Annotated in this window: 27 protein-coding genes and 1 pseudogene; 16 read left to right on the plus strand and 12 right to left on the minus strand. The window is 61.6% G+C overall.

Annotated elements, in window-relative coordinates; translation table 11 throughout:
* Positions 1-56: 56 nt before the first annotated feature.
* The 4 genes from ACI2KA_RS17380 to ACI2KA_RS17395 are packed head-to-tail and all read right to left on the minus strand — an operon-like array spanning position 57 to position 3,989.
* Positions 57-851 carry an ABC transporter ATP-binding protein gene (locus ACI2KA_RS17380; RefSeq protein WP_404503707.1) on the minus strand — a complete coding sequence of 265 codons (795 nt, stop codon included), beginning with the start codon at positions 849-851 and terminating at the stop codon, positions 57-59.
* Complete coding sequence (locus ACI2KA_RS17385; RefSeq protein ID WP_404503708.1) at positions 848-1,291, minus strand: NUDIX domain-containing protein; 444 nt, start codon at positions 1,289-1,291, stop codon at positions 848-850. The genes ACI2KA_RS17380 and ACI2KA_RS17385 overlap by 4 nt, the downstream gene beginning before the upstream one ends.
* A complete protein-coding gene (gene hydA / locus ACI2KA_RS17390) occupies positions 1,288-2,745 on the minus strand; it encodes a dihydropyrimidinase (protein ID WP_404503709.1) in 1,458 nt (485 codons plus the stop codon). The genes ACI2KA_RS17385 and hydA overlap by 4 nt, the downstream gene beginning before the upstream one ends.
* Positions 2,742-3,989, minus strand: a complete 1,248-nt coding sequence (locus ACI2KA_RS17395; RefSeq protein WP_404503710.1) for a Zn-dependent hydrolase — start codon at positions 3,987-3,989, stop codon at positions 2,742-2,744. The genes hydA and ACI2KA_RS17395 overlap by 4 nt, the downstream gene beginning before the upstream one ends.
* 258 nt (positions 3,990-4,247) lie before the next feature.
* On the opposite strand from ACI2KA_RS17395, the gene ACI2KA_RS17400 reads away from it, so the two are divergent.
* From ACI2KA_RS17400 to ACI2KA_RS17410, 3 genes and pseudogenes are all read left to right on the plus strand, one after another.
* Positions 4,248-4,889: a TetR family transcriptional regulator C-terminal domain-containing protein gene (locus tag ACI2KA_RS17400; RefSeq protein ID WP_404503711.1), complete on the plus strand. Its 642-nt coding sequence runs from the start codon at positions 4,248-4,250 to the stop codon at positions 4,887-4,889.
* 254 nt (positions 4,890-5,143) lie between these two features.
* Positions 5,144-5,467, plus strand: a pseudogene (locus ACI2KA_RS17405) (DUF2325 domain-containing protein); the annotation flags it as partial.
* Positions 5,448-5,732: a hypothetical protein gene (locus tag ACI2KA_RS17410; RefSeq protein ID WP_404503712.1), complete on the plus strand. Its 285-nt coding sequence runs from the start codon at positions 5,448-5,450 to the stop codon at positions 5,730-5,732. The pseudogene ACI2KA_RS17405 and the gene ACI2KA_RS17410, both read left to right, overlap by 20 nt.
* 129 nt (positions 5,733-5,861) lie before the next feature.
* Here the strand turns inward: ACI2KA_RS17410 and ACI2KA_RS17415 are convergent, their stop codons facing one another.
* The 4 genes from ACI2KA_RS17415 to uppO form a co-directional block, all read right to left on the minus strand.
* The gene (locus ACI2KA_RS17415; RefSeq protein WP_404503713.1) at positions 5,862-6,272 is read right to left on the minus strand and encodes a DUF423 domain-containing protein; all 411 of its coding nucleotides are present in this window, start codon (positions 6,270-6,272) and stop codon (positions 5,862-5,864) included.
* Positions 6,269-6,670: a group II truncated hemoglobin gene (locus tag ACI2KA_RS17420; protein WP_404503714.1), complete on the minus strand. Its 402-nt coding sequence runs from the start codon at positions 6,668-6,670 to the stop codon at positions 6,269-6,271. Before ACI2KA_RS17420 ends, ACI2KA_RS17415 begins: the two co-directional genes overlap by 4 nt.
* 131 nt (positions 6,671-6,801) lie before the next feature.
* Entirely contained in the window at positions 6,802-7,002 is a 201-nt protein-coding gene (locus ACI2KA_RS17425; protein ID WP_404503715.1) for a hypothetical protein, read from the minus strand.
* A gap of 72 nt (positions 7,003-7,074) precedes the next feature.
* The gene (gene uppO / locus ACI2KA_RS17430) at positions 7,075-8,490 is read right to left on the minus strand and encodes a polysaccharide biosynthesis phosphomannomutase UppO (protein ID WP_404503716.1); all 1,416 of its coding nucleotides are present in this window, start codon (positions 8,488-8,490) and stop codon (positions 7,075-7,077) included.
* Positions 8,491-8,758: 268 nt separating this feature from the next.
* Between uppO and uppM the strand changes: the two genes are divergently transcribed.
* Positions 8,759-10,387: a polysaccharide biosynthesis protein UppM gene (gene uppM, locus ACI2KA_RS17435; protein WP_404503717.1), complete on the plus strand. Its 1,629-nt coding sequence runs from the start codon at positions 8,759-8,761 to the stop codon at positions 10,385-10,387.
* Between the two features lie 11 nt (positions 10,388-10,398).
* Here the strand turns inward: uppM and ACI2KA_RS17440 are convergent, their stop codons facing one another.
* Entirely contained in the window at positions 10,399-10,608 is a 210-nt protein-coding gene (locus tag ACI2KA_RS17440) for a hypothetical protein (RefSeq protein ID WP_003509414.1), read from the minus strand.
* 239 nt (positions 10,609-10,847) lie between these two features.
* Between ACI2KA_RS17440 and uppL the strand changes: the two genes are divergently transcribed.
* Together uppL and ACI2KA_RS17450 are read left to right on the plus strand one after the other, a co-directional pair.
* A complete protein-coding gene (gene uppL, locus ACI2KA_RS17445; protein ID WP_404503718.1) occupies positions 10,848-11,657 on the plus strand; it encodes a polysaccharide biosynthesis UDP-hexose transferase UppL in 810 nt (269 codons plus the stop codon).
* 162 nt (positions 11,658-11,819) lie between these two features.
* A complete protein-coding gene (locus tag ACI2KA_RS17450; RefSeq protein WP_404503719.1) occupies positions 11,820-12,065 on the plus strand; it encodes a hypothetical protein in 246 nt (81 codons plus the stop codon).
* A 23-nt stretch (positions 12,066-12,088) separates the two neighbouring features.
* On the opposite strand, the gene uppJ is transcribed toward ACI2KA_RS17450, so the two are convergent.
* Both uppJ and uppH read right to left on the minus strand, forming a co-directional pair.
* On the minus strand, positions 12,089-13,033 hold the full coding sequence (gene uppJ, locus ACI2KA_RS17455) for a polysaccharide biosynthesis UDP-hexose transferase UppJ (protein WP_404503720.1): 945 nt from the start codon (positions 13,031-13,033) through the stop codon (positions 12,089-12,091).
* An 8-nt stretch (positions 13,034-13,041) separates the two neighbouring features.
* Complete coding sequence (uppH, locus tag ACI2KA_RS17460; protein ID WP_404503721.1) at positions 13,042-13,953, minus strand: polysaccharide biosynthesis endo-1,4-beta-xylanase UppH; 912 nt, start codon at positions 13,951-13,953, stop codon at positions 13,042-13,044.
* A gap of 209 nt (positions 13,954-14,162) precedes the next feature.
* Here uppH and uppI point away from each other — a divergent pair, with 209 nt between their 5' ends.
* Both uppI and uppG read left to right on the plus strand, forming a co-directional pair.
* Positions 14,163-15,233: a polysaccharide biosynthesis UDP-hexose transferase UppI gene (uppI, locus tag ACI2KA_RS17465; RefSeq protein WP_404503722.1), complete on the plus strand. Its 1,071-nt coding sequence runs from the start codon at positions 14,163-14,165 to the stop codon at positions 15,231-15,233.
* 2 nt (positions 15,234-15,235) lie between these two features.
* Positions 15,236-16,315, plus strand: coding sequence for a polysaccharide biosynthesis glycosyltransferase UppG (uppG, locus tag ACI2KA_RS17470; RefSeq protein ID WP_404503819.1), 1,080 nt, complete (start codon positions 15,236-15,238; stop codon positions 16,313-16,315).
* 37 nt (positions 16,316-16,352) lie between these two features.
* Here the strand turns inward: uppG and ACI2KA_RS17475 are convergent, their stop codons facing one another.
* Positions 16,353-17,423 (minus strand): GNAT family N-acetyltransferase, encoded by a 1,071-nt coding sequence (locus tag ACI2KA_RS17475; protein ID WP_404503820.1) that lies wholly within the window; start codon positions 17,421-17,423, stop codon positions 16,353-16,355.
* Positions 17,424-17,957: 534 nt separating this feature from the next.
* Here ACI2KA_RS17475 and uppW point away from each other — a divergent pair.
* The 8 genes from uppW (at position 17,958) to ACI2KA_RS17515 (ending at position 25,002) form a co-directional block, all read left to right on the plus strand.
* Positions 17,958-19,328 (plus strand): Wzy-type polysaccharide biosynthesis protein UppW, encoded by a 1,371-nt coding sequence (gene uppW, locus ACI2KA_RS17480; RefSeq protein WP_404503723.1) that lies wholly within the window; start codon positions 17,958-17,960, stop codon positions 19,326-19,328.
* Between the two features lie 120 nt (positions 19,329-19,448).
* The gene (locus tag ACI2KA_RS17485) at positions 19,449-20,228 is read left to right on the plus strand and encodes an ABC transporter ATP-binding protein (RefSeq protein ID WP_404503724.1); all 780 of its coding nucleotides are present in this window, start codon (positions 19,449-19,451) and stop codon (positions 20,226-20,228) included.
* 40 nt (positions 20,229-20,268) lie between these two features.
* On the plus strand, positions 20,269-21,039 hold the full coding sequence (locus ACI2KA_RS17490) for a transporter substrate-binding domain-containing protein (RefSeq protein WP_404503725.1): 771 nt from the start codon (positions 20,269-20,271) through the stop codon (positions 21,037-21,039).
* Positions 21,040-21,059: 20 nt separating this feature from the next.
* Positions 21,060-21,782 carry an ABC transporter permease gene (locus ACI2KA_RS17495; protein WP_404503726.1) on the plus strand — a complete coding sequence of 241 codons (723 nt, stop codon included), beginning with the start codon at positions 21,060-21,062 and terminating at the stop codon, positions 21,780-21,782.
* Positions 21,783-21,792: 10 nt separating this feature from the next.
* On the plus strand, positions 21,793-22,482 hold the full coding sequence (locus ACI2KA_RS17500; RefSeq protein ID WP_110756215.1) for an ABC transporter permease: 690 nt from the start codon (positions 21,793-21,795) through the stop codon (positions 22,480-22,482).
* Positions 22,483-22,502: 20 nt separating this feature from the next.
* Positions 22,503-23,417 (plus strand): homocysteine S-methyltransferase family protein, encoded by a 915-nt coding sequence (locus ACI2KA_RS17505; RefSeq protein WP_404503727.1) that lies wholly within the window; start codon positions 22,503-22,505, stop codon positions 23,415-23,417.
* Between the two features lie 131 nt (positions 23,418-23,548).
* Positions 23,549-23,776, plus strand: coding sequence for a hypothetical protein (locus tag ACI2KA_RS17510; protein ID WP_404503728.1), 228 nt, complete (start codon positions 23,549-23,551; stop codon positions 23,774-23,776).
* Between the two features lie 2 nt (positions 23,777-23,778).
* Positions 23,779-25,002 carry an MFS transporter gene (locus ACI2KA_RS17515; protein ID WP_404503729.1) on the plus strand — a complete coding sequence of 408 codons (1,224 nt, stop codon included), beginning with the start codon at positions 23,779-23,781 and terminating at the stop codon, positions 25,000-25,002.
* The last annotated feature ends 155 nt before the right edge of the window (positions 25,003-25,157 follow it).

Consider the following 25,157-nt stretch of genomic DNA (forward strand, 5'->3'; position numbering starts at 1 on the left):
CCCCTTTGAGGGGGAGATGCCCGGCAGGGCAGAGGGAGGTATTCCTGGCGCTGACCTCACCCCTCATAGCTATGCCCCGCCTTCAACCCCTCACGCACGCGGTGCGCAATCGCCAGAAATTCCGGCGTCTCGCGAATCTCCAGCGGCCTTTCCCGCGGCAGCGTGGATGTGATCACATCCGTCACTCTTCCCGGCCGCGGCGACATCACGACGATCTTGGTCGAGAGATAGACAGCCTCGGGAATGGAATGGGTGACGAAACAGATGGTCTTGCCAGTCGTATCCCACAGTTTCAGCAGCTGTTCGTTCAGATGATCGCGAACGATCTCGTCCAGAGCGCCGAAGGGCTCGTCCATCAACAGCAGGTCGGCATCGAAGGCGAGTGCGCGGGCGATGGAGGCGCGCTGCTGCATGCCGCCGGAAAGCTGCCAGGGATATTTCTTGCCGAAACCGTTGAGGTTGACGAGGTCGAGCGTGCGCTCGATGCGTTCGCGCTGTTCGGCCTTGCCATAGCCCATGATTTCGAGCGGCAGGGCGATATTCTTTTCGATGCTGCGCCACGGATAAAGGGCGGCCGCCTGAAAGACATAACCATAGGAGCGGTCCTTGCGGGCGTTTTCCGGCGTCGTGCCGTTGACCTTTATCTCACCGGAAGTGTGTTTTTCGAGATCGGCGATGACCCGGAGAAACGTGGTCTTGCCGCAGCCCGACGGGCCGATGAAGGAGACGAAATCACCCTTGCCGACCTCCAGATCGACATTGGACAGCGCATGCACCGGGCCGTCCCCCGTTTCGAAGGTGAGGCCCAGCTTCCGGGCGGAAACGACGGAATAGGAAGAGGCCTGGTTCATCTTGGCTGATTGTCGCTTTCCGTGAGCGCCGCGCGCGCCAGCGGCAGCATCTGGGTTTCGGTCAGTCTGGCGATCATCACGCCGGGGTGGCGGTCGAGGTCGAGCCAGCGCACTTCCTCGATTTCCGCCTGCGGTGCGACCTCGGTGTGAAGCCTGGCGGTGAAGGCATGGGCGACGACATCGGCTCCCGGTTCATTGGCGGCTTGCTCGCGAAAGATGCCCTCATAACGAACGGCATTTTCCGGCAGCGTCAGGCCGATTTCCTCGGCCAGTTCGCGGCGAAGCGCCTGTTCCGGCGTCTCGCCTGGATCGATCTTGCCGCCCGGCTGCATGAATTGCGTCGTGCCGCGCTTGCGCACCACAAGCATCTGCCGTCGCTCGTTGAGGAGGATGGCGGCGGCGATGAGGATTTCCCGTTTCGGCTCAGAGCTCATGGTCACACACCCGATGCCGGGATGCCGCTGCGCTCCACCTTGCGCGGCGACACGAGTTCCTTCCAGGTGGAAAGTGCGCGGCTGACGGCCGGGTAAGGGTCGCGGGCCACGAACCGGCCGTGGCCGGGCTGGGTTTCGATGGTGGCCTCCTCGACGCTGACGAGGCCGCGCGAAAGGGTGAAGCGCGGCAGGCCCTTCACCTTCTGGCCTTCGAAGACGTTGTAATCGATGGCCGATTCCTGGCTCGCAGCGCTGATGGTCTTTGTCAGCGCGGGGTCCCAGACGACGATATCGGCATCGCTGCCGACGAGGATCGCACCCTTTTTCGGATAGATGTTGAGGATCTTGGCGATGTTGGTAGAGGTGACGGCGACAAATTCGTTCATCGTCAGCCGCCCCGTCGCCACGCCATGGGTCCACAGCAGCGGCATGCGATCCTCCAGCCCGCCGGTGCCGTTCGGTATCTTGCGGAAATCACCGATGCCGAAGCGTTTCTGCTCGGTGGTGAAGGCGCAATGGTCGGTCGCCACACATTGCAGCGAGCCGGAGGCCAGCCCCGCCCAGAGACTGTCCTGATGCTGGCGGTTGCGGAAGGGCGGCGACATGACCCGGCGGGCGGCGTGATCCCAGTCGGCATTGGCATATTCGCCTTCGTCGAGGATCAGGTGCTGGATCAGTGGCTCGCCATAGACCCGCATGCCGTTCTGGCGGGCGCGGCGGATCGCTTCATGCGCCTGCTCGCAGGAGGTGTGGACGACATAAAGCGGCGCGCCGGCCATATCGGCGATGATGATGGCGCGGTTGGTGGCCTCGCCTTCCACCGAAGGCGGGCGGGAATAGGCATGCGCCTCCGGCCCGACATTGCCTTCCGCCATCAGCTTTTCCTGCATCTGCGCGACGATATCGCCGTTTTCCGCATGCACGAAGGGGATGGCGCCCAGTTCGGCGCAGCGCGAGAAGGAGGCGAACATCTCGTCGTCATTCACCATCAGCGCGCCCTTATAGGCCATGAAATGCTTGAAGGAGTTGATGCCTTTCTGCTGAACCACCGTCTTCATCTCATCGAAGACCTGCTCGCCCCACCAGGTGACGGCCATGTGGAAGGAATAATCGCAAGTGGCGCGGGTCGCCTTGTTGTCCCAGCGTTGCAGGGCGTCAAGAAGCGACTGGCCGGGCTCCGGCAGGCAGAAATCCACCACCATGGTGGTGCCGCCGGCAAGGGCCGCCCGCGTACCGCTCTCGAAATCGTCGGCGGAATAGGTGCCCATGAAGGGCATTTCCAGATGCACATGCGGATCGATGCCGCCGGGCATGACGTAACATCCGGTCGCATCGAGCACCGTGCCGCCCGTCAGGTCGGGTCCGATCTCGGTGATCGTTCCGTCTTCGATCTTCACATCGGCCTTGTAGGTGAGGTCGGCGGTGACGATGGTGCCGTTCTTGATGATGGTGGCGGTCATTCCACGATCTCCGCAGTCTCAAGCACCGCATGCAGCAGCACGTTGCAGCCGGCAGCGGCCCATTCCGGCGAAATCTCTTCCGCTTCATTGTGGGAAAGCCCGTCCACGCAGGGGCAGAAGATCATGGTGGAGGGCGCGACCCTTGCCGTCCAGCAGGCATCGTGGCCGGCGCCGGAGATGATGTCCATGTGGCTGTAGCCCAGTCTCTCGGCGGCGGAGCGCACGCGTCCGACCAGCACGGGATCGAAGGTGACGGGATCGAAATGGCCGATGGCTTCGATGGAGCAGCCGACGCCGAGTTCCTCGGCGATCGCCGGCACCTCGCGTTCGAAGACGGCGCGCATGCTGTCGAGTTTCGCCTGCGAGGGGGTCCGGAGGTCGATGGTGAAGACCACTTTGCCGGGCAGCACGTTGCGGGAGTTGGGCGAAAAGATCATCTGGCCAACGCCGGCAACGGCGCCCGGCTGGTGGGCCATGGCCACTTCCTGCACCTTTTCCAGAATGCGGGCGGCGGCGAGGCCGGCATTGACGCGCATCGCCATCGGGGTGGAGCCGGTATGGGCTTCCTTGCCGGTCAGCGTCACTTCCAGCCACCACAGGCCCTGGCAATGGGTGACGACGCCGATCTTTTTGCCTTCCGCTTCCAGAATAGGTCCCTGCTCGATGTGATATTCGAAATAGGCGTGCATCCTGCGCGCGCCCACCTCTTCCTCGCCCAGCCAGCCGATACGCTTCAGCTCTTCGCCATAGGTCTTGCCGTCGGTGTCGGTGCGGCTATAGGCGTAATCGAGATCGTGAATGCCGGCGAAGACGCCCGACGCCAGCATGGCGGGCGCGAAACGGGCGCCTTCCTCGTTGGACCAGTTGGTCACGGTGATCGGGTGCCTGGTCCTGATGTTGAGGTCGTTCAGGCTGCGCACCACTTCCAGCCCGGCCAGGACGCCGAGCACACCGTCGAACTTGCCGCCTGTCGGCTGGGTGTCGAGGTGGCTGCCGATATAGACGGGAAGTGCGTCCGGATCCTCGCCGGGTCGGGTGGCGAACATCGTGCCCATGCGGTCGACGCCCATGACGAGGCCGGCCGCCTCGCACCAGCGCTGGAACAGGCTTCGGCCTTCTCCATCCTCATCCGTCAGCGTGCGGCGATTATTGCCGCCGGCAATGCCGGGGCCGATCTGCGCCATGTCCATCAGACTGTCCCACAGACGGTCGCCATTGACCGTCAAGTTCTTACCCGCCGCCATGAAATGTCGTCCTCACCTATTTTGTTTTATCGAAGCAAAGCCTGTGCCGTTCCCTTTTCTGCCGGTTAAGATAACAGCCATTGCCTTGTGATGGCGATGATGGATAAATTGACCGGCTGGTAAACATTGCAAATTCGCGCTGACGTCAGCAAGAGATTTCGTGACGAATCGCAGTGATTTTGCCTAAACTGTACGCGCGGATTATTTTTTAATCACATCGTGGCGGCAATTGCATCGAAAAGCAACAGAGAGCAGAGAATGGCCATACCGCGAGCAGCAAAAACACAGAAGCGGACCCGTATCCAGGAAGAGAAGCAGGAGCTGATTCTCGAGGCTGCGCTCAATGTGTTTTCCACCAACGGCTTTCGTGGTTCCACCATCGACCAGATTGCCGAGGCGGCCGGCATGTCGAAACCGAACGTGCTTTATTATTTCCGCACCAAGGAGGCGATGCATCGCGCGCTGATCGAACGCGTGCTCGATACATGGCTCGACCCGCTGCGCGCCTTTGATGCGGAAGGCAATCCCGAAAGCGAAATCCGCTCCTATATTCGCCGCAAGCTGGAAATGTCGCGTGACTTTCCACGGGAGAGCCGGCTGTTCGCCAATGAAATCCTGCAGGGCGCACCGCATATAGAAGACGAGCTGAGAGGGCCGCTGAAGCAACTGGTGGATGAAAAGGCGGAGGTCATCCGGGCCTGGATCAAGGCCGGGCGGATCGCCAGATGCGACCCCTATCACCTCATCTTCTCGATCTGGTCGACCACGCAGCATTATGCGGATTTCGATGTGCAGGTGCGGGCGGTGCTGGGCGAGAAGAATGGCGGCGACGGCCGTTTCGAGGATGCGGCCCGGCATCTGGAGCAGCTTTTCATGGGCGGATTGCGCATCAGCGGCTGAGCGGGACACTTCTCGCGAATATGTGATCGGGTTCGCATGTGAAAACATGAGAAAAATGATCACCTTTATACTTTACTCTAAAACTCATCTTTATTATGGTGCCGCCATCCCGCTTATCGGGGCATTGAAAAAATCAACCGGCGGGTGAGGGAATGGCACGCAAGGAAAAGAAGAAGGCCGAACGTGGCGGCAAGCATGCCAAGGGCGCGTCCCAGACTGAGCGGGATGTGACCGAACAGCAGCTTTCCGGTCCGAAAAGCTTTCTTTATGTCGGCGGCCGTGACTGTCAGGTTGCGCATCTTCGCCAGATCGCCAGCAATTTCGGCGCGGAGCTGATCCATCACGATGGCGGCCTGCGTGAGGCGGTGTCGCGCATCGATACCGTGCTTCCCTCCGTCGACTGCGTTTTCTGCCCGATCGACTGTATCAGCCACGATGCGTGTCTGCGGGTGAAGTCGGGTTGCAAGAAATTCGGCAAGACGTTCATTCCGCTGCGCAACGGCAGCAAATCCAGTCTGGAGCGGGCGCTGCAGACGATGAATGAACGGACCTCCAGCGATGAGCGACGAGCGCAATAATGTCCATGAAGAGCCCGCGGCGGCGGAAGCCTGCCGCGTGGAGCTGCACAAGATGGCCGAACAGGGCGCCGATCCGGCCCTGACGGATATGTATGAGATTGTCGGCGAACGGGAGCGGCGCAACCGCGCGGCGTCAGATGGCGGCAATCTGGTGATCTTTCCGCATCTGCGCACCCGCCAGCCTGGCGAAGCGCCGCCCTTCGACATTGGCGATGCGGCCGAGCGAGGCCGCAACATTCTGCCGTTTCGCTGGATGCGGCGTTAGGATGCGGTTTTGACCCGGGCGCATATCGCCGTCATTGCGGCACCGGGCCGGATATGGACGCACAGACCCAAAGAAATGCGGTGAATGTCGGATGGCTGCGCAAGTCTCTTCTTGAGTTTGGCGCTGCCGTCAGCCCTTCGGTTTCAGAAACGCCCCGGCGCAGAGCACGAGCCAGCCGGCAATCATGCCGAGGCCGCCCGCGGGTGCGGCGAAGGGAAACAGGCTGTGGCCGGAAAAATGCCGCAGCACGAGATCCCCGACAAAGATCGCCGTGCCAAGCCCGAGGATCAGACCGGCCGGTATGGCGGTTCTGATGCGGTCTGCGCCGATGTTGAGCGCCACCAGCACCGGCGCATGCGCGAGCGCCATGGCCGAGGCATTGCCCAGCATATAGGTCTCGCCCGTATGGGTGGCGGCGGCGGCCAGCATGACGCCGGCAGCCCCGAGGAGACCACCCAGCAGCAGAATGAAGGCCCGCAGCCTTGCGCGGGGCAATGTCGCGCCGGTCAAACTTGCGTTGGTCGTGCTTGAATTGGTCATTGGCTGTCCGCCTCCTGGTTCTGCATGTGAAAGGCCAGCCGCTCCACCGGCGCCCAGATGATCTCGCGCAGCTTCGGGTTCTCGATGGTCTCGTCCATGGCGCGGCGGAAGCACAGGAGCCACTCGTCCCGTTCGGCGGGGCCGATGGGGGCGACGAAATGGCGTCGCCGCAACATCGGATGGCCGTGTTTTTCGACATAAACGGGCGGTCCGCCAAGATATCCCGTCAGATAATCGTAAAATTTCGCTTCGCTGCCGGAAAGATCGGCGGGATGGATGGCGCGGCACCGCGCCGCCTCCGGCAGGGTGTCCATCAGGTCATAAAAGCGCCGGGTGAGCGCCCTGACGGTCGCATCGCCGCCGATCGCTTCATAAAGGCTAATGGTCTCGCCGCTCATCGTCCGCCTCCTTGGGCCTTGCGGTCCTTATCGCTTTCCGCAGCGCCGAGCGCAACAGGGAAAGGCGGGATGCGACATTTGGGACAATGGTGGGACAGGGGTGGGAGAGGGGGCCGATAGATCTTCGGTTTTCAGACCGGCACGGATCGTTGGATAAGCGGAACGGCGCTTTTGGGCGACGCGACATGTTCGCTCGCCACCGCCCAAACGCCGATCCGGATCGCAGTCGATGAAGACGGCCAGATTGCTTGCAGCCAGTGCGTCGTCACGGTCGGTTGATGCAAACGATAAAGCGACGTCGCGCCCATGCGTTTCATGGCATGGGCGCGCATCTTGAGCTTCCGGATTGCGTCCGCTCTTTTCATGCGCAAGAGCTTACGCCCTCGCGCCGACGGCATCCGTCCTCAACCGAAGTTGCGGATGAGTTTCAGCCCCTTGTTCAGAAGCGTCTCGGCGTCGTCCTGGCTGGCGGCCTCGACATAACAGCGCATTTCCGGCGCGTTGCCGGAAGGGCGGAAATGGATGGTGCTGCCGTCGGTCAGCGCCACGCGCAGGCCGTCAATGTCGCTCAGCGTTTTGACCGTGCCAACCGGGGCGAGGAAGGCCTCGAGATTGCCGCGCGATGCACGCAGATGCGCCATCAGGGCGGCGCTCTTTTCCTGAGCGAAGTTTTCCAGGCGGTCGGCGGCAGCGACCGGCAGATTGTAGGCGGCGGCAATTTCCGACAGCGGTTTCTTCTGGTTTGCCGACAGGAGCAGCACGGCAAGAACCGGCAGGAAGCTGTCACGCGTCGGCAGCGGCGAGAGCGGCCTGCCGTTGAGAGTAAAGGCGGAAGCCGTCAGCAGGCCGCCATTGGCCTCGAAACCCATGACGCCGTTCCTGCCGGCGGCGAGCGCTTCGGCCATTCCCGCAATCACGAAAGGCGAGCCCACCCGCGTCCGGACGACTTCAAAAGAACCATTCGCCTCAATGCCGGAATTGGAGGTGACCGGGGTGACGACCACGCCGGCATCGAGAAAATTGGCGGTGATCAGCCCGATCAGGTCGCCGCGCAGCGGCACGCCTTTTTCATCGGCAAGCAGCGGACGGTCGCCGTCGCCATCGGCGGAAACGATGGCGTCGAGGCGATGTTCCGGCGACCATTTCTTGAGAAGAGCGAGGGTCTCCGGCGAGACCGCCTCGGTATCGACCGGGATGAAGCTGTCCGAGCGGCCGAGCGGCACGACATGGGCGCCATAATGGGCCAGAACGTCAACGAAGAGATCGCGCGCCACCGTGCTGTGCTGGTAAACGCCGATCCTGAGGCCGGACAGCGCCTTTGCCGGCAGGAGAGCGACATTGCGGTCGTAAAAAAGCGCGGCGGTCTTGGCGGAATGGTCTTCCGCCGTCGCCGTCTCGGCGGTGATGCCTTCCGCCTCGATTGCTGAGGCAAGGGCTGCGATTGCCGTTTCGTCCTGCTTGTCGATTTCGCCGTCCGGGCGGTAGAACTTGATGCCGTTGCGGTCGGCCGGAATATGCGAGCCGGTGATCATCAGCGCGCCCGCCTTCAGCGACAGGCCGTAAAGCGCGAGCGCCGGCGTCGGCACGGCGCCGCAGTCGAGCGGGACAAGGCCCGCCTTTTTCAGCGCGGCGATGCAGGTGGCGGAAACATCCGGGCTCGAATCGCGAAAATCGCGGCCGACGAGAATGGGATCGCCCGCCTTCGCCTGACCCGATGTGAGAAGGTGCCTTGCAAATGCCGTGGCATAGACGGCGGAGGCTTTTCCTTTCAGATCGACGGAGAGGCCGCGAAGGCCGCTCGTTCCGAATTTCAGGCTCATTCCAAACTCCGTTTCCATAAATCTTTGAGGGGCAAATGGATAATGTAAAAATATAACGGTTGAAAGAACCGTATCGATCCATTCAAGTCAATCGACGCTTTCATGCCCTCTTTCAACGCGACCGCGAATAGGCGATGATGGCGCAAATGACGCGGGTAACCTAAAATTCACCCGTCATATTTAAACTTCTCCGTCTATGGCGGCTCTGGCGACGATGGGTATTCCGTGTCGCCGGCCTTTTTGTGGTTCGTTCGAGTTGGATTGGCTGATGTACAGGCTTCAAAAGGCGGGACATAAGCAGGCACGTCCGCTCGATGAAAAAACAGTGCCCGCCGCCAGACCCCATGGCTCCCTGCTGGATGATCTGGTGGATGAGGACGCTGTTTTCGAACGCACGGTGCTGAAGGACCATCTCGAGCCGAAGCCTGCGGCAGCCGCCGCCGAGCCGGCCCGGGTCGAGACGGCCGCCAGGGCGCCCTCGTCGCAAAGCAGCCTGGCGACGGCGCTGCCCGGTCTGAACCATATCGACAGGATCGGCGTGGACGACGTCATCCTCTGGCTTCGCAGGGGCGTCGTCTGGATTGTGCTGGCCACTCTTCTCTGCATCGCCGCCGCCCTTGCCTATGCCTATATGACGCCGCCGCGTTACACGGCCTATACGGATATCGTCGTCAATCCCTCCAATCTGAACGTCGTCAATGACGGGGTGTTCTCACCCAACCAGCAGCGCGACACGCAGATCCTCGAAGTGGAAAGCAAGCTGCGAACCATCACCTCGCGCAACGTGCTGGCGCGGGTGGTGGACGAGCTGAAGCTCGATCAGGACCGGGAATTCATAACCCCGCCGCCGCTTGCCCGGTTCAAGGCGATGTTCTCGTCCAGGCCCGAGGATGGCGACAATCGCGTCGGTGCGCTGCGTTCCCTCGGTGACCGGGTGGCGGCGGAGCGCGACCCGCGTTCCTTCGTGGTCACGCTTTCGGTCTGGACCAACGATGCGGAAAAATCCGTGACGGTCTCCAAGGCGATCGTGAAGGCGTTTGAAAGCGAACTGTTCCAGACCACCTCCGACAGCAGTCAGCGCGTCGTCGACGATCTCAAGACGCGGCTGGAGGAGATGCGCCAGAACGTGACGGCCGCCGAAAAACGCGTCGCCGATTTCCGCCGCGAGAACGGCCTGCAGGAAAATAACGGCCAGCTGGTCAGCAATCTCGCTTCCGGCGAGCTGAATGCGCAGGTTCTGGCCGCGCAGCAGCGCGTCATTCAGGAGGAATCGCGTCTGAAGCAGATGGAGGCGGCGATTGCGCAGAACCGCACCCAGAGCGCGGCCATCTTCGACAGCCAGACCATGAACACCATTCGTGCGCAATACAGTACCCTGCAGCAGCAGATCGGGGCGATGACGCTGACCTATGGCGCGCGTCATCCGCGTCTGGCCACGGCGGGCGCGGAACGCACCATGCTGGAACGCGGCATGGCGGAGGAGGCGCAACGCATTCTGCAGGCGGCCAAGATCAATGTCGCCGAGGCCCGTTCCTCGCTCGACGCCCTGAGGCTGAAGGCTGTGGCGGAGCGCGCCAATGTCTTCACCGACAACGAGGCGCAGGTGCGGCTGAGGGATCTCGAGCGCGATGCCCGCTCGGCTGCGGCGATCTACGAGACCTACCTCACCCGCTCGCGCCAGCTCGCCGAGCAGCAATCGATCGATTCCACCAATGTGCGGGTGATTTCACAGCCGGTCGCGCCCAATTCCAGAAGCTGGCCGCCGGGCAAGCTGGTCTTCCTGATCGCCGGCGGCATGGGCGGCCTGTTCCTCGGCCTCGGCATCGCGGTCGCGCTCGGGCTCTGGGGTTATCTGCGCCGGGACGATCACGCGGAGGCCGCGGCGCGTTCCGCCTGAGTAAAGGCGGCCTATTCTTCCGAGATCAGGCCGTCATATACTTCGAGCAGGGCGGCGGCGATCGCCGCGCCCAGCGCGTTGCCCGCATCGCGAATGCCGGCCTCGTCGCCATCGCGGACCGAAATGGCAAGATCGGAGGCTTCGTTGGCGACGATTTCCTTCGCCCGTTCTATCGCCCAGAGGCCGAAATCGCCGCGGTTGTCGATCGAGATGGTTTCCATGGCCGGACCCTTTTTCGTGGTTTGAAGTCGTCGTCCCTTAACCCATCGGCCGGGAAACCGGAATAGCGGGAGAGAAGAAGGCGCGCAGTTCAACCTTCAGGCGTGCAAATCGCACGCTTCACGCTGCGGATTTATAAAAATATTAATGATAGTTCTTCGTAGTGTCTGAAGCCTTATACCTTAAGCATATGCGTGAATATAACAATGAAACGATGCCTATCTTGGACGCCGGACAGAGTATGACAGGGAGCAATATGCCGGAAGCGTCGGGTCGGGCCTGGCCGGTTGTACCGCTTGCGGCGTTGCCCATCACCGATGCGACAATCGAGGAAACGGCCGAGGATTTCATCCTGCGGGCGACGAGCGGGCGCACGGCCGGTACAAGGCCGTTTTATTCGACATCGGCCAATGGCCAGGTCATCGCGCTCTGCCACCATGACAGGGAGTTCGACGCCATGCTGCGGCAGGCGGATCAGATCCATGCAGACGGCATGTCGCTGGTGATCTTCTCCCGCAAATTCTGCCCGACGCCCTTGCGGGAGCGGGTGGCGACAACCGACCTCGTTCATGCGGTGGCCAGGCGGGCGGAAGAAACCGGCAGCCGGTTTTATTTCCTCGGCGGGTCCGAAGAGGTCAACCGGGCGGCGGTGGAGGAAATGCAGAAGCTTTATCCGCGCCTGGTGTTTTCGGGGCGGCGCAACGGTTATTTCAGCCAGGGTGAGGAGGACGCGATCCTCGCCGATATCGCCGCATCCGGAACGGACATTCTCTGGATCGGCTTCGGCATACCCCTGGAGCAGCGTTTCGTCTCGCGCAATCTGGACAGGCTCTCCGGTGTGGCCGTGGTCAAGACCTGTGGCGGACTTTTCGATTTCCTCGCCGGCAAGAACAGCCGCGCGCCGCAATGGATGCAGGACATGGGGCTGGAGTGGCTCTACCGGGCCATGCTTGAGCCGCGGCGTCTGGGCAAACGTTATCTGCTGACCAATCCGATCGCGATATATTCGCTGCTCAGACACCGTTTCTGCGCCTCCGGCGACAGCCGGTAAGGCCGCGGCCGGCCGTTTTCCGCCGTGCCGCGCCATATAAGATTTCTCTAACTTATTGAACGGACGCGCCTTGTTGCCGAAATTCGTTGCAACGTCGTGTAACGGCGCTACACTGGGACAATATTACAAATTTATTCGAATCAGAGATATTTGAGGACATCAATGGTGGTTACGTCCATTTCTCTTTTTGTATATGGCATCGGCACCGTTACTTCTCTCGCCATGACCTATATCGAAGGCGCCCGCCGCGACAGGGATTGGGATTTTTATCGGGTGACCGGTATCGTCCTTTGTTTCTTCTGGCCGATTCTGGTGCCGCTTCTCATCCTCGCGGCTCTCTTTTCATCGTTCGGCTTTCAGAAACGCGGCAATGGGATCACGCTGAACCGGCAGAAAACACTCGGCTGACGGGGTGATCGAAACGATCTTTGTCAGGTCTTTTTCACCGGCGCCTTATAGGGCGTCAGCGTGATGCCGAGGCTTGCCATGACGCGGCCGACCGACATCAGCGGCGGATGGGTGGCCGGCAGCAGCGCGCCGGTTTTCAGCAGGGCGGCAACCGCGCGAATGAGCGACAGGCCCAGGCTGACCCCGTTCTTGCCGGCAAGCAGCAGGCCGCCCGCAAAGCCGGGGCGGCGGGCGCGGTCTATGCTGTAATTGATGATGCCGGTCCGGAGCGAGCGCTCCATGATCCAGCGCGGCGCCATGCGGCTTTCCGGCACATATTCGATGATGAGGGCACGCGCATTCCAGGCGGATTTGAAACCCGCCTTGCGGCAGCGGGTGAAGAAATCCATGTCGCCGCCGCCGAGGAAATTGAACCGCACGTCGAATTCCGGTTTCGGCAGGGTCTCGAACACCCGTCGCGCGATCAGGCAATTGCCCGATCCGTGGATTTGTTCGACCGGGCCGGTCGGCGCCTCGATCGAGCCGAAGAGCGGGTGCGACAGCACCGCTTTCGAGGCGGGAGCGTCGAATTCGCGGTCGACCGGTCCGCCGACGATATCGGCGCCGAAGGATTTCGCCGCCGAAACCATTTCGGCGAGCCAGACGGGGGAAGCGGCCTCGTCGTCGTCGATCATCAGGAACCAGCGAGCGGATGGATAGCTCTGCCGGGCCGTGCGGAAGGCCGTGTTGATGGCGTAGCAATTGCCCTGCGTCGGCTCCACCAGCGCCTGTCCGGCCATGCCGCCTTCGGCGAAAAATGCGCGCGCGACGGCCAGGCCCTGCCGGCCTGCGCCGTCATTGTCGACCACGACGACGGCGAAGGGAAAATCGGCCTTCTGCGCCGCCAGCGACGCAAGCGTCCTGCGCAGGCCGTCCGGCCGGCGGAAACTGGGAATGCACACCACGGCTTCCGGCATGATCTCGGACATGGAAACTCCTAAATTCCGGCAAGCGCCGCAGCGGAAAAAACGACGGCGCGAAGGCTCTGGCGCGGGCGGTTGAGGAAGGTATCGCCAAGCGCCGAAAAGGCCTCGCGATAGCGGCGGGCGCGGAAGGCCTGCGCCACGGTATAGGCATTCATATGGTTTTCGGACCGGCGGCGAAGCCGTCGCAACGCCTGCGGGGCAATGGCGGCGACGATGGCGGGATCGGAAAACACCGCCTCGATCGCCGGTTCGCAGTCCCGGAAGGTCAAAAGCCGGTTCATCATCACGCTCGTCCTGTGGACCCGGTAATCGAGCACATGGCGGCCGGGCAGATAAACGAAACGGCCGGCGGCGGCCAGCCGGCACCAGCCATACCAGTCTTCGGCATAACGCAATGTTTCATCGAAGCCGCCGAAATCCTGGAAGATACGGGTTCTGACCAGCATGATGCCGCCATTGACGATGAAATTGCCGCCGAGCAGCGGCTGGAGGATGAAGCCGTCCGGCTTCTCCCGGCGGCGGATGAGGTTGCGCCGCCCGATCTTGACGCCGTTTTCGTCGATGCGTTCGTAATCGCCATAGACGGCGACGACATCCGGACCGGAAATGCCGGCGCAGAGGGCTGCAATCGCGCCCGGTTTCAGACGGTCATCGGCATCGAGAAACATCGTCCATTCGCCGCGTGCCTGCGACAGGCCGAAATTGCGCACGGCGGAAACGCCCTGCCGGCCCTGCGGGCGGGCGAGCAGCTTGACGCGCGGATCGGCGAAGCCTTCCACCTTCCGGGCGGTGGCGTCGGTGGAGCCGTCATCGACGACCAGCACTTCACAGACGGTCTCGCCCTGCAGCAGCACGCTTTCGATCGCTTCCACGATGTAGCGCTCGCCATTGCGAACGGGAACGACAATCGAAACGGAGACCAAGACTTCCAACTCCAAGGGGCATCAGCCAAGAATTCGCACAGCGAAGTTACTAGCGCATTAAGCGGGTCTCGCCAATTATGACGTGGTATAACGTCGGTTAACCTTCAAAACTTTAATATCCTTTTGGCATGATCGGGATATTATGTTTTGAGAATGACAGCGTGCGGCGTCTATCGGACGCCGATGCGCCGGGCTGCGGAGGCGGGTGAATGCGGATCGGGCGGCGGAATTTCCTGGGCGGTGCGGCAAGCGCGGGCCTGTTGCATGCCATGGCCGGCCCGGCCTCTGCCGCGCAGAAGAAGGCCGCGGCAAAGACGGCGCCGTATGGCGCGGCCGTTTACCTGCCGGATCTCGCCGCCGACAGCCGCCTTGGCGAGGCGGTGGTGAAATATTGTTCGCGCATCACCCCCGTCACCGAAATGAAATGGGAGGTCATGCGGCCGTCGGAGGAGGTGTTCGATTTCGCCGCCGCCGATGCGCTGGCCGATTTTGCGCGCCAGCACCGGCTGTCCATGCATGGCCATCCGCTGATCTGGTATGCCTCCAACGCGCCGTGGCTTGCCGGCGTCGGCGGCGCGTCGAAGGTCGAAAGGCTGATGGAGACGCATATCGTCAAGGTGATGGAGCGTTACAAGGATGTGATCCATAGCTGGGACGTGGTCAACGAGCCGATCCCCGACGCTCCCGGCAATGTGCGCTCGCGGCGCGACGCCTGGTATTACGGCGCGGGGCCGGACGCCATCAAGAAGGCCTTTGAGATCGCCCATGCGGTCGATCCGAAGGCGCAGCTGGTGCTCAACGAATATGATGTGGAATTCGCCATCGAAAAATCGCCGGCCAAACGGGCGGCCTTCCGCAACCTCATTCTCGAACTGCTGGAACAGGGTGCGCCGATCAACGCCATCGGCCTGCAGGGGCACCTGCGCGGCGGCTGGCCGATCGCCAAGGACGAACTTGCCGCCTTTGCCACGGAGATGCGCGGTTACGGCCTTGCCGTCCTGGTGACGGAGCTGGATGCGATGGACCAGACCCTGCCGGCAGCGGAAGCCGAGCGCGACATGCTGATCAACGGCCAGATCCGCGATTTTCTCGAAGCGGCCTCGGCGGGCGGGTCGCTCTCCTCCATCACCACCTGGGGCATTTCGGATCAATATAGCTGGATCCGCTGGGCCTATCCCCGTCGGGATGGCGCGGTGAACCGGCCGCTGCCGCTCGACTGGAGTTTCAACGAAAAACCCATGATGGCCCTCATCAATGAATTCCGGAACCGTGGTGCATGACTATGAATGCTGAAATGCCGCTTCCTCCCGTGCAAAAGGCGCTGCAGATCAACCTCCATCCCTTCGATGCTCCGCATGCGGCGCTCACCCTGCCGCATCAGCTGCGGGTCTGGGGCGGGCAGGTGGACCGCATTCTCCTGACGGTGGACACCGGACAGGTTGGGGCCGGCCGTTACAAGGGCAACGGTTTCGAGGCCGCGCGCAAGCGTCTGTTCGACATGCTGGAGGAAATGCAGACCAACTATCCGCATCTCGTGGTGGATATCGTCGATTACGGCGATGCGGCGCGCAGTGCGGTGGCGCAGGCCTTCTTTTCGCGCTCGCCCGTGCCCTATCCCGCCAAGGCCTTCGACGGCGGGCCGTTCCATGTGTATTTCCACGGGCTGCAACGCGCCAATGCCCGTTATGTGCTGCATATGGACAGCGACATGATGTTTGGCGGCGGCAGCCAGAGCTGGTTTGACGAGGCCGTCGCGCTGCAGAAGGCCAATCCCGATGCGCTGTGCATCACGCCATTTTCCGGGCCGCCGACGGTGCGCGGCGATCTCGATATTTCCCGCCATGTCGGCATGCCGGGGGTGAAGAACATTCCCGAGCCGCGCAAGCTGCCGTCGCGCATTCCCACATGGCGCTTCGCCACGGTTTCCACCCGCCTCTTCATGATCGACATGGACCGTTTCGCCAAGCGGATCGGCTCGCTGCAGCTGCTGCGGCCGGACGTGAAACGGCGCATCCGCTCCTATGCCTATAACCAGCAGCCGGTCTCGATGCCGGCCGAGGAGGTGCTGAGCACCAACATGATGCGTGCGGGCGTGTACAGGCTGGATTTTCTCGGCAAGGGAAAGGGCATGTATTCGCTGCATCCGCCCTATCGCTCGCCGGAATTTTATGCGGCGCTGGGGTCCATCGTCGAGCGTATCGAAAAGGGCGACGTTCCCCCAGGCCAGCTCGGCGATTTCGATATCAACGGATCGATGGTGGACTGGACAAGCGCGCTTGAAGCCAAGACACGCTCCAAGCGTTACGCCAAGGCGCTGCGTCATCTCATCTCGGCCAATGTCCGCCGTTTCACCCGGGCGTAACACCGGCTGGTGGTGTTTTTGACGCCGGTATGACGCCTCAATAATCGGTGATGAGCTTGCTCCAGCTTTCCGAGCACAGGCCGCCAATGTAGATATCGCCGGCCAGCGCCCGGTCCCTCAGGGCTTCATCCCTGGTGGCCATGCAGAAATAGCCGTCATGACGGAAGCTGACGTGATTCTGGCGGTACAGCGCATTCATGAGAAAGGGTTGCGACATGCCGGTGACATGGGCGTAGTTCTCGTCGTCGAAATGGCGGAACAGCGTGCAGAGCACATCGTTTTCACGGCCGGCATCGCAGACGAGATTCAGCACATAGGCGGTTCGTCCCGGTTGGCCGAAAAACAGGGCGGCGCCCATGACGTGGCCTTCGGCATTTTCGATCGTCAGGCTTTTTAATTCGCCGAGGCTCTCATTGGTCCTGCTCATTTCTATCAGCCAGTGGAATTCCTCATGGGACCATTCCGGGCGAATGGCGAAACGCTCGATCATGGTGAGCGCCTTGCGGCGGAACGTTTCGAAATCCGCGGCCCTTACCCTGGCGCCTGCGATCTCGTTCGGCCTTATGCCTTTTTTCCATCGCCGCAGGACAGCGTCGACAAATCCGAGCGCCGTCAGGGCGAGCCTGGTTTTCGCCAGTTTCGAACGGCGCGGCAGGCGCAGCGCGATCGTGCAGAAAGGCTTCAACGACTTGTGCCACTGCAGGCTTTCGATCGGCAACATATTGCCGCCTGTCGCAACCCAGTGATCGGCGCTGACGGGCGAGGCCGTGTCCGAGAACAGCATGTCATGTTTCGACGCCCGCATGCCGCGCGACAGGCGCGCGGCCCCAAGCGCCCCCCGTTTGCCGTCCGACGCGAAAGCGCAGAGCAGCCTTGCGGTCATGGTTCGTCCATTGGCGACAAAGCGCATGGGCACGGCGAGGATAACGCTGGTGACGTCGTTGTTCCCGGCGTCATAGACCACGCTGCCATTGTCCGGATGGAAGGCGGGGCTGCCGAAAAACAGGTTTTCGATATAGGAGCGGAAATCGAAGTTTCTGTCTTCGCCGTTTTTCCTGAAGGCGCTGTTGAGCACTGCCTCGACAGCCGGGATGTCGTCCCTGCGCATGGGGCGAACGCCCTGTGCTGCGGGCTGAACCGGGCGTTGTGGCGAATGACTGCTCTGGCTATCGCCCAGGCTGGTGTATATCGGAACGTCCACCGTCGGCCTCCAGCTTCTTACGCATTTACGAAATCAACCATAGGCAGCGTATATTCGTACTTATTAATATAAGTATAAAAGCTCTCATCCGGCCAGCCCGCGATGCCTTGCGGAAAAATAAACGCGGCCGTCTCAGGCCATTGCGGGTATCGGCTGTACCTGGCAACCTTAACAAAATGCGCCCAAACAGGCAACCAAAGGCTGAAATATCGCCCGGCCTTCCCTGGGGTCTTCGGGTTCCGGCATTGATCGTCGCGATGCGCCGGGCTGATGCCCCTGTTCCGGATTTCGGTGGCTCATGCCGGAAGCGGACAATCGCGCTGCTATCTTCCCGTGCATCATGGATAACTAAAAAATAGGATTTGCGAATGATATTCATATTATCGAATATGCGAAAACCATATTCGGTGCGGGCGGTTTCAGGAGAGAGACAAACCCCTCATGGATGCAGCGCACGACCAACGGGGGCGGGGTTACTGGCGAGACGCATTGTTCTGCGTGACGTTCCTTTATTTCACGGTCGGCTTCTCGCCTTATATTTCGCTCTCATCGACCTATCTCGGTTCCGCCATGGCGGCCGGATCCAATCTTCTCAACCAGCTGACCGCGATCCTTCTCCTCTTCAGTTTCATCGCGTTCATGGCGAAGGAACGGTCCTTTTCCATCATTTTCGCACCGCGGCTGCTGCTGGCGGCAATTTTCGGCTGGTTTGTCTTCACTTCGCTTGTGGGTGAAGCGCCGCTGTTTTCGCTGCGCCGGCTGGCCATGTGCGCGATTATCTGCGTGCTTGCCGCCGGCTTCTTGCAATTACCGCGTACGGAACGGCATTTCACGGCGCTGCTCGCGGCCTGCGCGCTGATCATATTGTTCCTGTGCTATTTCGGCGTGGTGGCGCTGCCGTCGCGGTCGATCCATCAGGCAAGCGATGCGCTGGAGCCGCTTCTGGCCGGTGACTGGCGCGGGGTGTTCCGCCACAAGAACGAGGCCGCCTCGGTCATGGCGGTGCTGATCATCGTCGGGATCTATCTGTGCAAGCGCTGGTCCTTCATCGGCGGCCTTTCGGTGACGCTGCTGTCGCTGGTCTTCCTGGTCAGGTCGGGCGGCAAGACCGCGCTCGGGCTCATGCCGATCATTCTGGCGACGGGGTGGTTCATCCTGCGCTGGCCCCGCTGGCGTTATGCGGTCGTGACCCTGTTTCTGGCGCTCTTCGCCGTCGTGATCGTCGGCACCACTGTCGATCCGGTCTTTTCGCAGATGCTGACGACCATGGGGCTCGATGCCAGTTTTACCGGCAGAACCGATATCTGGACTGTCGCCATCGATTATATCCGCCAGAGCCCGCTTTTCGGATACGGTTATCAGGCCTTCTGGCGCAGCGACGCGCTGATGTCGAGTTTCACCGAAAACAATACTTGGGCGACGACCGCGCCGGATTCGCACAATGGTTATTTCGACCTTCTGCTTGCCGGCGGCGTACCGGGCCTGGTGCTGGTGCTGGTGTGGATCTATCTGCTGCCGCTGCATTATCTCGGCAAGATGAATGTCGCCACGCGCAACAGTGCGCTGACGCGGCTTTATGTCGGGGTGTGGCTGTATGTCCTGCTTTTCGGCTTTCTGGAGACGATATTTTTCCTCAGCACGGGCTTCGTCTGGTTCTTCCTCGTCGTCGCCGTGGTGGGCCTGCATCTGCAGGCGAATGCCAGCCTGGTCGAGGATGAAAAGGAGCCGGAACCGGCGCGCGGGGAGGGTGTTCAGATGATGGTGACGAAGCCCGTTTCGCGCCAACCGTCGCAGGCTGTTCGTCACAGATGATATTTTGAAATGTTTTTTCGTTGCAGATGTGTAAAAGAGCCGATTGTTGCGCGCGTTTGCATTTGATTTTGCTAAACATGCGGCGCAGCAGGCATTTAAACGGATCGGCAAGGTCGACAGATGACAGAGACAGGCGCCTGTGCGCTCGAGGCGGATGATATCCACAAGAGCTTCGGCACGCATGAAGTTTTGAAGGGCGTTTCGCTGAGAGCCCACAAGGGTGACGTCATATCGATCATCGGCTCGTCCGGTTCCGGCAAGAGCACCTTTCTGCGCTGTATCAATTTTCTCGAGACGCCGGATCGCGGCCGGGTCGTCGTTAATGGCGAAGAGATCGCCATGAAGATGGGCCGTGACGGCAGGGCGGCGCCGAAAAGCTGGCGGCAGGTGGAGAAGCTGCGCACCGGCCTTGGCATGGTTTTCCAGAATTTCAATCTCTGGGCTCATCGCACCGTGCTGGAAAACGTCATCGAGGCGCCGGTGCATGTTCTCGGCGTCCGGCGGCAGGAGGCGATCGAGAAGGCGGAAGCGCTGCTGAACAAGGTTGGGCTTTACGACAAGAAAAACGCCTATCCGGCATTCCTCTCCGGCGGTCAGCAGCAGCGCGCGGCGATCGCGCGGGCGCTTTGCGTCGAACCGGCGGTGATGCTGTTTGATGAACCGACCTCGGCGCTTGATCCGGAGCTTGTGGGCGAGGTGCTGAAAGTCATCCGCGATCTGGCCGAGGAAGGCCGCACCATGCTTCTCGTCACCCATGAGATGCGCTTTGCGCGGGATGTGTCCACAGAGGTTGTGTTTCTGCATCAGGGCCGCGTGGAAGAGGCGGGGCCGCCCGCACAGGTGTTCGGCCAGCCCAAAAGCGCAAGATGCCGGGAATTTACCGGCGCGCTGGCGCATTGAGCGCTTCACTTCGCCGTTTGTTTTAACAGGAGAGACTTGAATGAAATTCTTCGCCACGCTGCTTGCCGGAACGGCATTTGCGGTTTCCGCCTTCACCGCCAGCGCCGAAGTGCGCTTCGGCATCATGAACGAAGCCTATCCGCCTTTCTTCGCCAAGGATGCCAGCGGCAAGTGGCAGGGCTGGGAAATCGATCTCATGGACGCCGTCTGCGCGGAAATGAAGGAAAAATGCTCGATCGTCGAGCTTTCCTGGGACGGCCTGATCCCGGCGCTGCAGACCAAGAAATTCGACGTCATCTGGTCCTCCATGTCCAACACGGAAGAGCGCCAGAAGGTCATCGATTTCACCGACAAATATTACAATACCCCGAGCAAGCTGATCGGCGCCAAGGGCGAAAAGCCGGGTGCTGCGGCCGAAGACGTCAAGGGCAAGACCATCGGCATTCAGGTCGCGACCATCCAGTCCGAATATTACAAGAAATATTTCGCGGCCGTTGCCGATGAAAAGACCTACCAGACGCTTGATGAGGCGTTTCAGGATCTGGCCGCCGGCCGTATCGATTACGTCTTTGGCGACTCCCTGGTTCTCGATGCCTTCGTGAACAGCGATGCCGGCAAGGATTGCTGCGCCGACATGGGCAATGTGGCTGACGACAAGGAAATCCTCGGTCTCGGCGTTTCCGGCGGTCTGCGCAAGGAAGACACGGAACTCAAGGGCAAGCTGAACGCGGCGCTGGCCGCCGTGCGCGCCAGCGGAAAGTATGACGAGATCACCAGGAAATACTTCACCTTCGATATTTACGGTAACTGATCTTCCGACCGGTCGCGCCAATGGCAAGCCTTGAAACGACATTGCAGCTTTTGTCACCCTATCCCCCGGGATGGGGCGGCACCCTGTTGAAGGGGGCGGCGTCAACGCTTGCCATTTCCGCCGGCGCCTATCTGATCGGTATCGTCATCGGGCTTGCCGGGGCGCTCGGCAAGCTTTCCGGCAACAGGCCGCTTGGCCTTCTGCTCAATCTCTACACCACGGCCATCCGCGCCGTTCCGGAACTCATCCTGATCGTCGGGCTCTATTATGCCGGCACGGACGGGCTGAACCGGCTGCTGCAGCTCTTTGGAATGCCGCCGCTGGAGGTCAACGGTTTCGTCGCCGCCGTGGCGGTTCTGGGTTTCGTGCAGGGCGCCTATATGACCGAGGTTCTGCGCGGCGCGATCCTTGCCATTCCAAACGGTCAGATCGAAGCGGCGCGCGCCTTCGGCATGTCGCCCGCCCTGCGGTTCCGCCGCGTGGTATTGCCGGCGCTGCTGCCGAACGCCCTGCCGGGTCTTGCCAATCTCTGGCTGTCGGTCACCAAGGACAGCGCGCTGGTGGCGGTGGTCGGGTATCAGGAACTGGCGCTGGCAACACGTCTGGCAGGGGCCAGCACCAAGCAATATTTCCTGTTTTTCCTCGCGGCGGCGTTGCTTTATCTCGCCATCACGATCGTCTCGAACCTCGTCTTTTCACTGCTGGAGCGCCGGGTGCGGCGTGGTCAGCCGGTCTTGGCCTAGGGGGGGCGGCATGGATTTTTCCTGGCTTGCCAAATATTGGCCGCTTCTTCTGTCCGGCGCCTGGCAGACCGTCGCGCTGCTTGTCATCTCCGTCAGCATCGGCTTTCTCCTTGCCATCCTGCTCGCCTTCGCCCAGGTCAGCGGCGGGCGGGTGACGAAAATCCTGGCGCGCGCCTATTGCACCTTCTTCCGCGGCACGCCGCTTCTGATCCAGCTCTGGCTGCTCTATTACGGCATCGGTTCGCTGCTGCCTATGGTTCCCGGCCTGCGCCAGAGCTTCATGTGGCCGGTGCTGCGCGAGGGGTTCTTCTTCGCCGCCGTCAGCTTCACGCTGAATTATGCCGCCTATGAGGCCGAAGTTCTGCGCGGCGCGCTGCTGGCCGTGCCGAAGGGCGAGCTGGAGGCGGGCCGGGCTTTCGGCATGGGCCGTTTCACCCTCATACGCCGCATCTGGCTGCCGCGCGCCATCCGCATCGCGCTGCCGACGATCGCCGGCGAAGTGGTGATGCAGCTGAAAGCGACGCCGCTTGCCTTCACCGTGACGGTGATGGATCTCTATGCCGTGGCCTACAAGGTGCGGCAGGACACGCTCTTGGTCTATGAGCCGCTGATCGTCGTCACCGTCTTTTATCTCATTCTCACCGCCATCATCGCCCGCTGTTTCGGCCTTGTCGAACGGCAGGTGCCGGTCCGACGGTAAATCGTTCAGGGAGTATGAACATGGGCACTATCCGTATCCTCGATGGCGGCATGAGCCGCGAGTTGCAGCGGCTCGGCGCGGAACTGAAACAGCCGGAATGGTCGGCACTGGCGCTCATCAACGCGCCCGATATCGTGCGGCAGGTGCATCAGGAATTCATCGAGGCCGGCGCCGATGTCGTCACCACCAATTCCTATGCGCTGGTGCCGTTTCATATCGGCGAGGAGCGTTTCCACAAGGAAGGCGCGTCGCTGATCGCCCTTTCCGGCAGGCTGGCGCGCGAGGCGGCCGATGCGAGCGGCCGTAAGGTGCTGGTGGCGGGCTCGCTGCCGCCGATCTTCGGCTCCTATGAACCGCAGAATTTCGATGGCGCGCGCGTCCAGGATTATCTCAAGGTGCTGGTCGACAATCTTGCCCCCTTCGTCGATGTCTGGCTCGGCGAAACGCTCAGCCTGATCGCCGAGGGCGAAGCGGTGCGCCAGGCTGTTGCGGCAACGGGCAAGCCGTTCTGGATTTCCTTCACGCTGAATGACGATGCGGCCGCGGTTGCCGGCGGCGAAGCCGCGCTGCGGTCCGGCGAAACGGTGAAGGCGGCGGCCGAATGGGCGGCGCAATCGGGTGCCGCCGCCATGCTGTTCAACTGCAGCAAGCCGGAAATCATGAAAGCCGCCGTCGAGACGGCGGCGGCCGTGTTTGCGGAGAAGGGCGCTTCGCTGGAAATCGGCGTTTATGCCAATGCCTTCGAGGGCGAACAGAGCGATTCCGCCGCCAATGAAGGCCTGCATGGCACCCGCACCGACCTGACGGACGATGTCTATTCACGGTTTGCCTGCTCCTGGGCGGATGCCGGCGCAACCATGATCGGCGGTTGCTGCGGTATCGGCGCTGCCCATATCCACAAGGTTGCGACGGCGTTGCGACGCGCGGCGGCCTGAGGCGCTTTTAACGCCACGAGCGGAAATGGGGCGGCGGGCTGAAAGGCCGGCCGCTTTTTTTATTTGTCGCTCTTGACCTCAACTATAGTTGAGGAATTATCAGGACATGGAACACTGTTGAAGGACGTTCCATGAGCGACAATACCCTTTCCATACGGATCATATCCGGCAGCGCCGGCAATCGGCGGTTTTGCGATGTCATCGGCAAAAGGCTGCGTGAACAGCTCGATACCCTGCCGGGGATGGAGAGTGCGGCCATCGGCCCGCACGCGCCGAAGATATTGATGAACAAGCCCGGCCGGTGGGCGAAGGCGCTGAAACGGGCGTGGTCTTCAAGGCCGTACAGGACGGGGGAATGAGAATGGCGGAAAAATCCCCGGCCTTGAAAATCACCCTGCTCTTTGTCGCCACCCTCACCATCATGGCCGGCACCACGGTCGTGCCGTCGCTGCCGGCCATCGAGCAAACATTCCTGTCCACGCCGCATGTCGAGATCATGAGCCGCATGGTTCTGACCCTGCCGTCGGTTTTCGTGGCCCTGTGTGCGCCGCTTGCCGGCATGCTGGCGGATCGTTTCGGCCGCAAGCGGCTTTTGCTCGGCGCCATCCTGCTTTACAGCCTTTCCGGCATGTCGGGACTTTTCTCCGGCAGCCTTGCCGGCCTGCTTGTCGGCCGCGCCTTTCTGGGCGTTGCCATCGGCGCCATCATGACGATCGGCATGGCGCTTGCGGGTGACTATTTCGAGGGTTCGGCGCGGGAGCGCTATCTTGGCCTGCAACAGGCTTTCACCCAGATCGGCGGCGTCGTTTTCGTGGTGGCGGGCGGATTGCTGGCGGACCTGCACTGGCGCGCACCCTTCGCGGTCTATGCCGTGGCGCTGCTCATTCTACCGGCGGCCCTGTTTTTTCTGACCGAGCCTGCAAGGAACGACAAGCGCACCAAAACCGCCGACGAACAGGTTGCGCCGGTCAATTGGCTCATGGTGGCGGTGCTGGCGCTGGCGGTGTTTCTCGTCAATGCGCTGTTTTACACCGTCCCCTCGCAATTGCCGTTCTTCCTGCGCGAGCTTGGATTGTTTTCCGGCAGCCTTGCCGGATATGCCATCGGTATCTTCAATCTGGCGGGAGCGCTGGCGGCGCTCAACTTCGGGCGGTTGCGGGCATGGATCGGCGTAACCGCCCTTATTGCCGGCGGGCTGGTCTCGATGGCGGCGGGTTTTGCGCTGCTCGCGCTCGCGGACGGGCTCTGGTCCATGCTTTCGGCGCTGGCGGTGGTGGGCCTCGGTCTCGGCGTCGTGATGCCGGGCATCATCTCGGCCACCATCATGATTGCGCCGCTGCGGCTGCGCGGACGTATTTCGGGCATCGTCACCGCGTCGATGTTTCTCGGGCATTTCGTTTCGCCGCTGGCAAGCCAGCCATGGATTGCAAGGTTCGGCTTTGCCGTGGCCTATCGCGATATTGCCGGGGCCTTCGCCGTCATGGCCGGTCTTGCCGCCACGGCGGCCGTCTTTCAGCGATGGTCTTCGGCGCGCAAGGCCCGGTCTCCTGCCGGTGATGGAGGATGCGCCCGGGATGGTGCATGATGCCGGTTACCCGAAACGGCGGAGCGGGCGTCCGGTCGCCGCTCGCGCTTTGCCGGCTTATATTTCGCGCACCCATCCGGCCGTGAAGGAATTGTAAAGTTTTCAATTATAATAATTTTAATGAAAAATAGTGATGGCGGCGTTTTTTACGCTTT

The sequence above is a fragment of the Agrobacterium sp. NPDC089420 genome, from assembly GCF_044900305.1.
Classification (GTDB): domain Bacteria; phylum Pseudomonadota; class Alphaproteobacteria; order Rhizobiales; family Rhizobiaceae; genus Agrobacterium.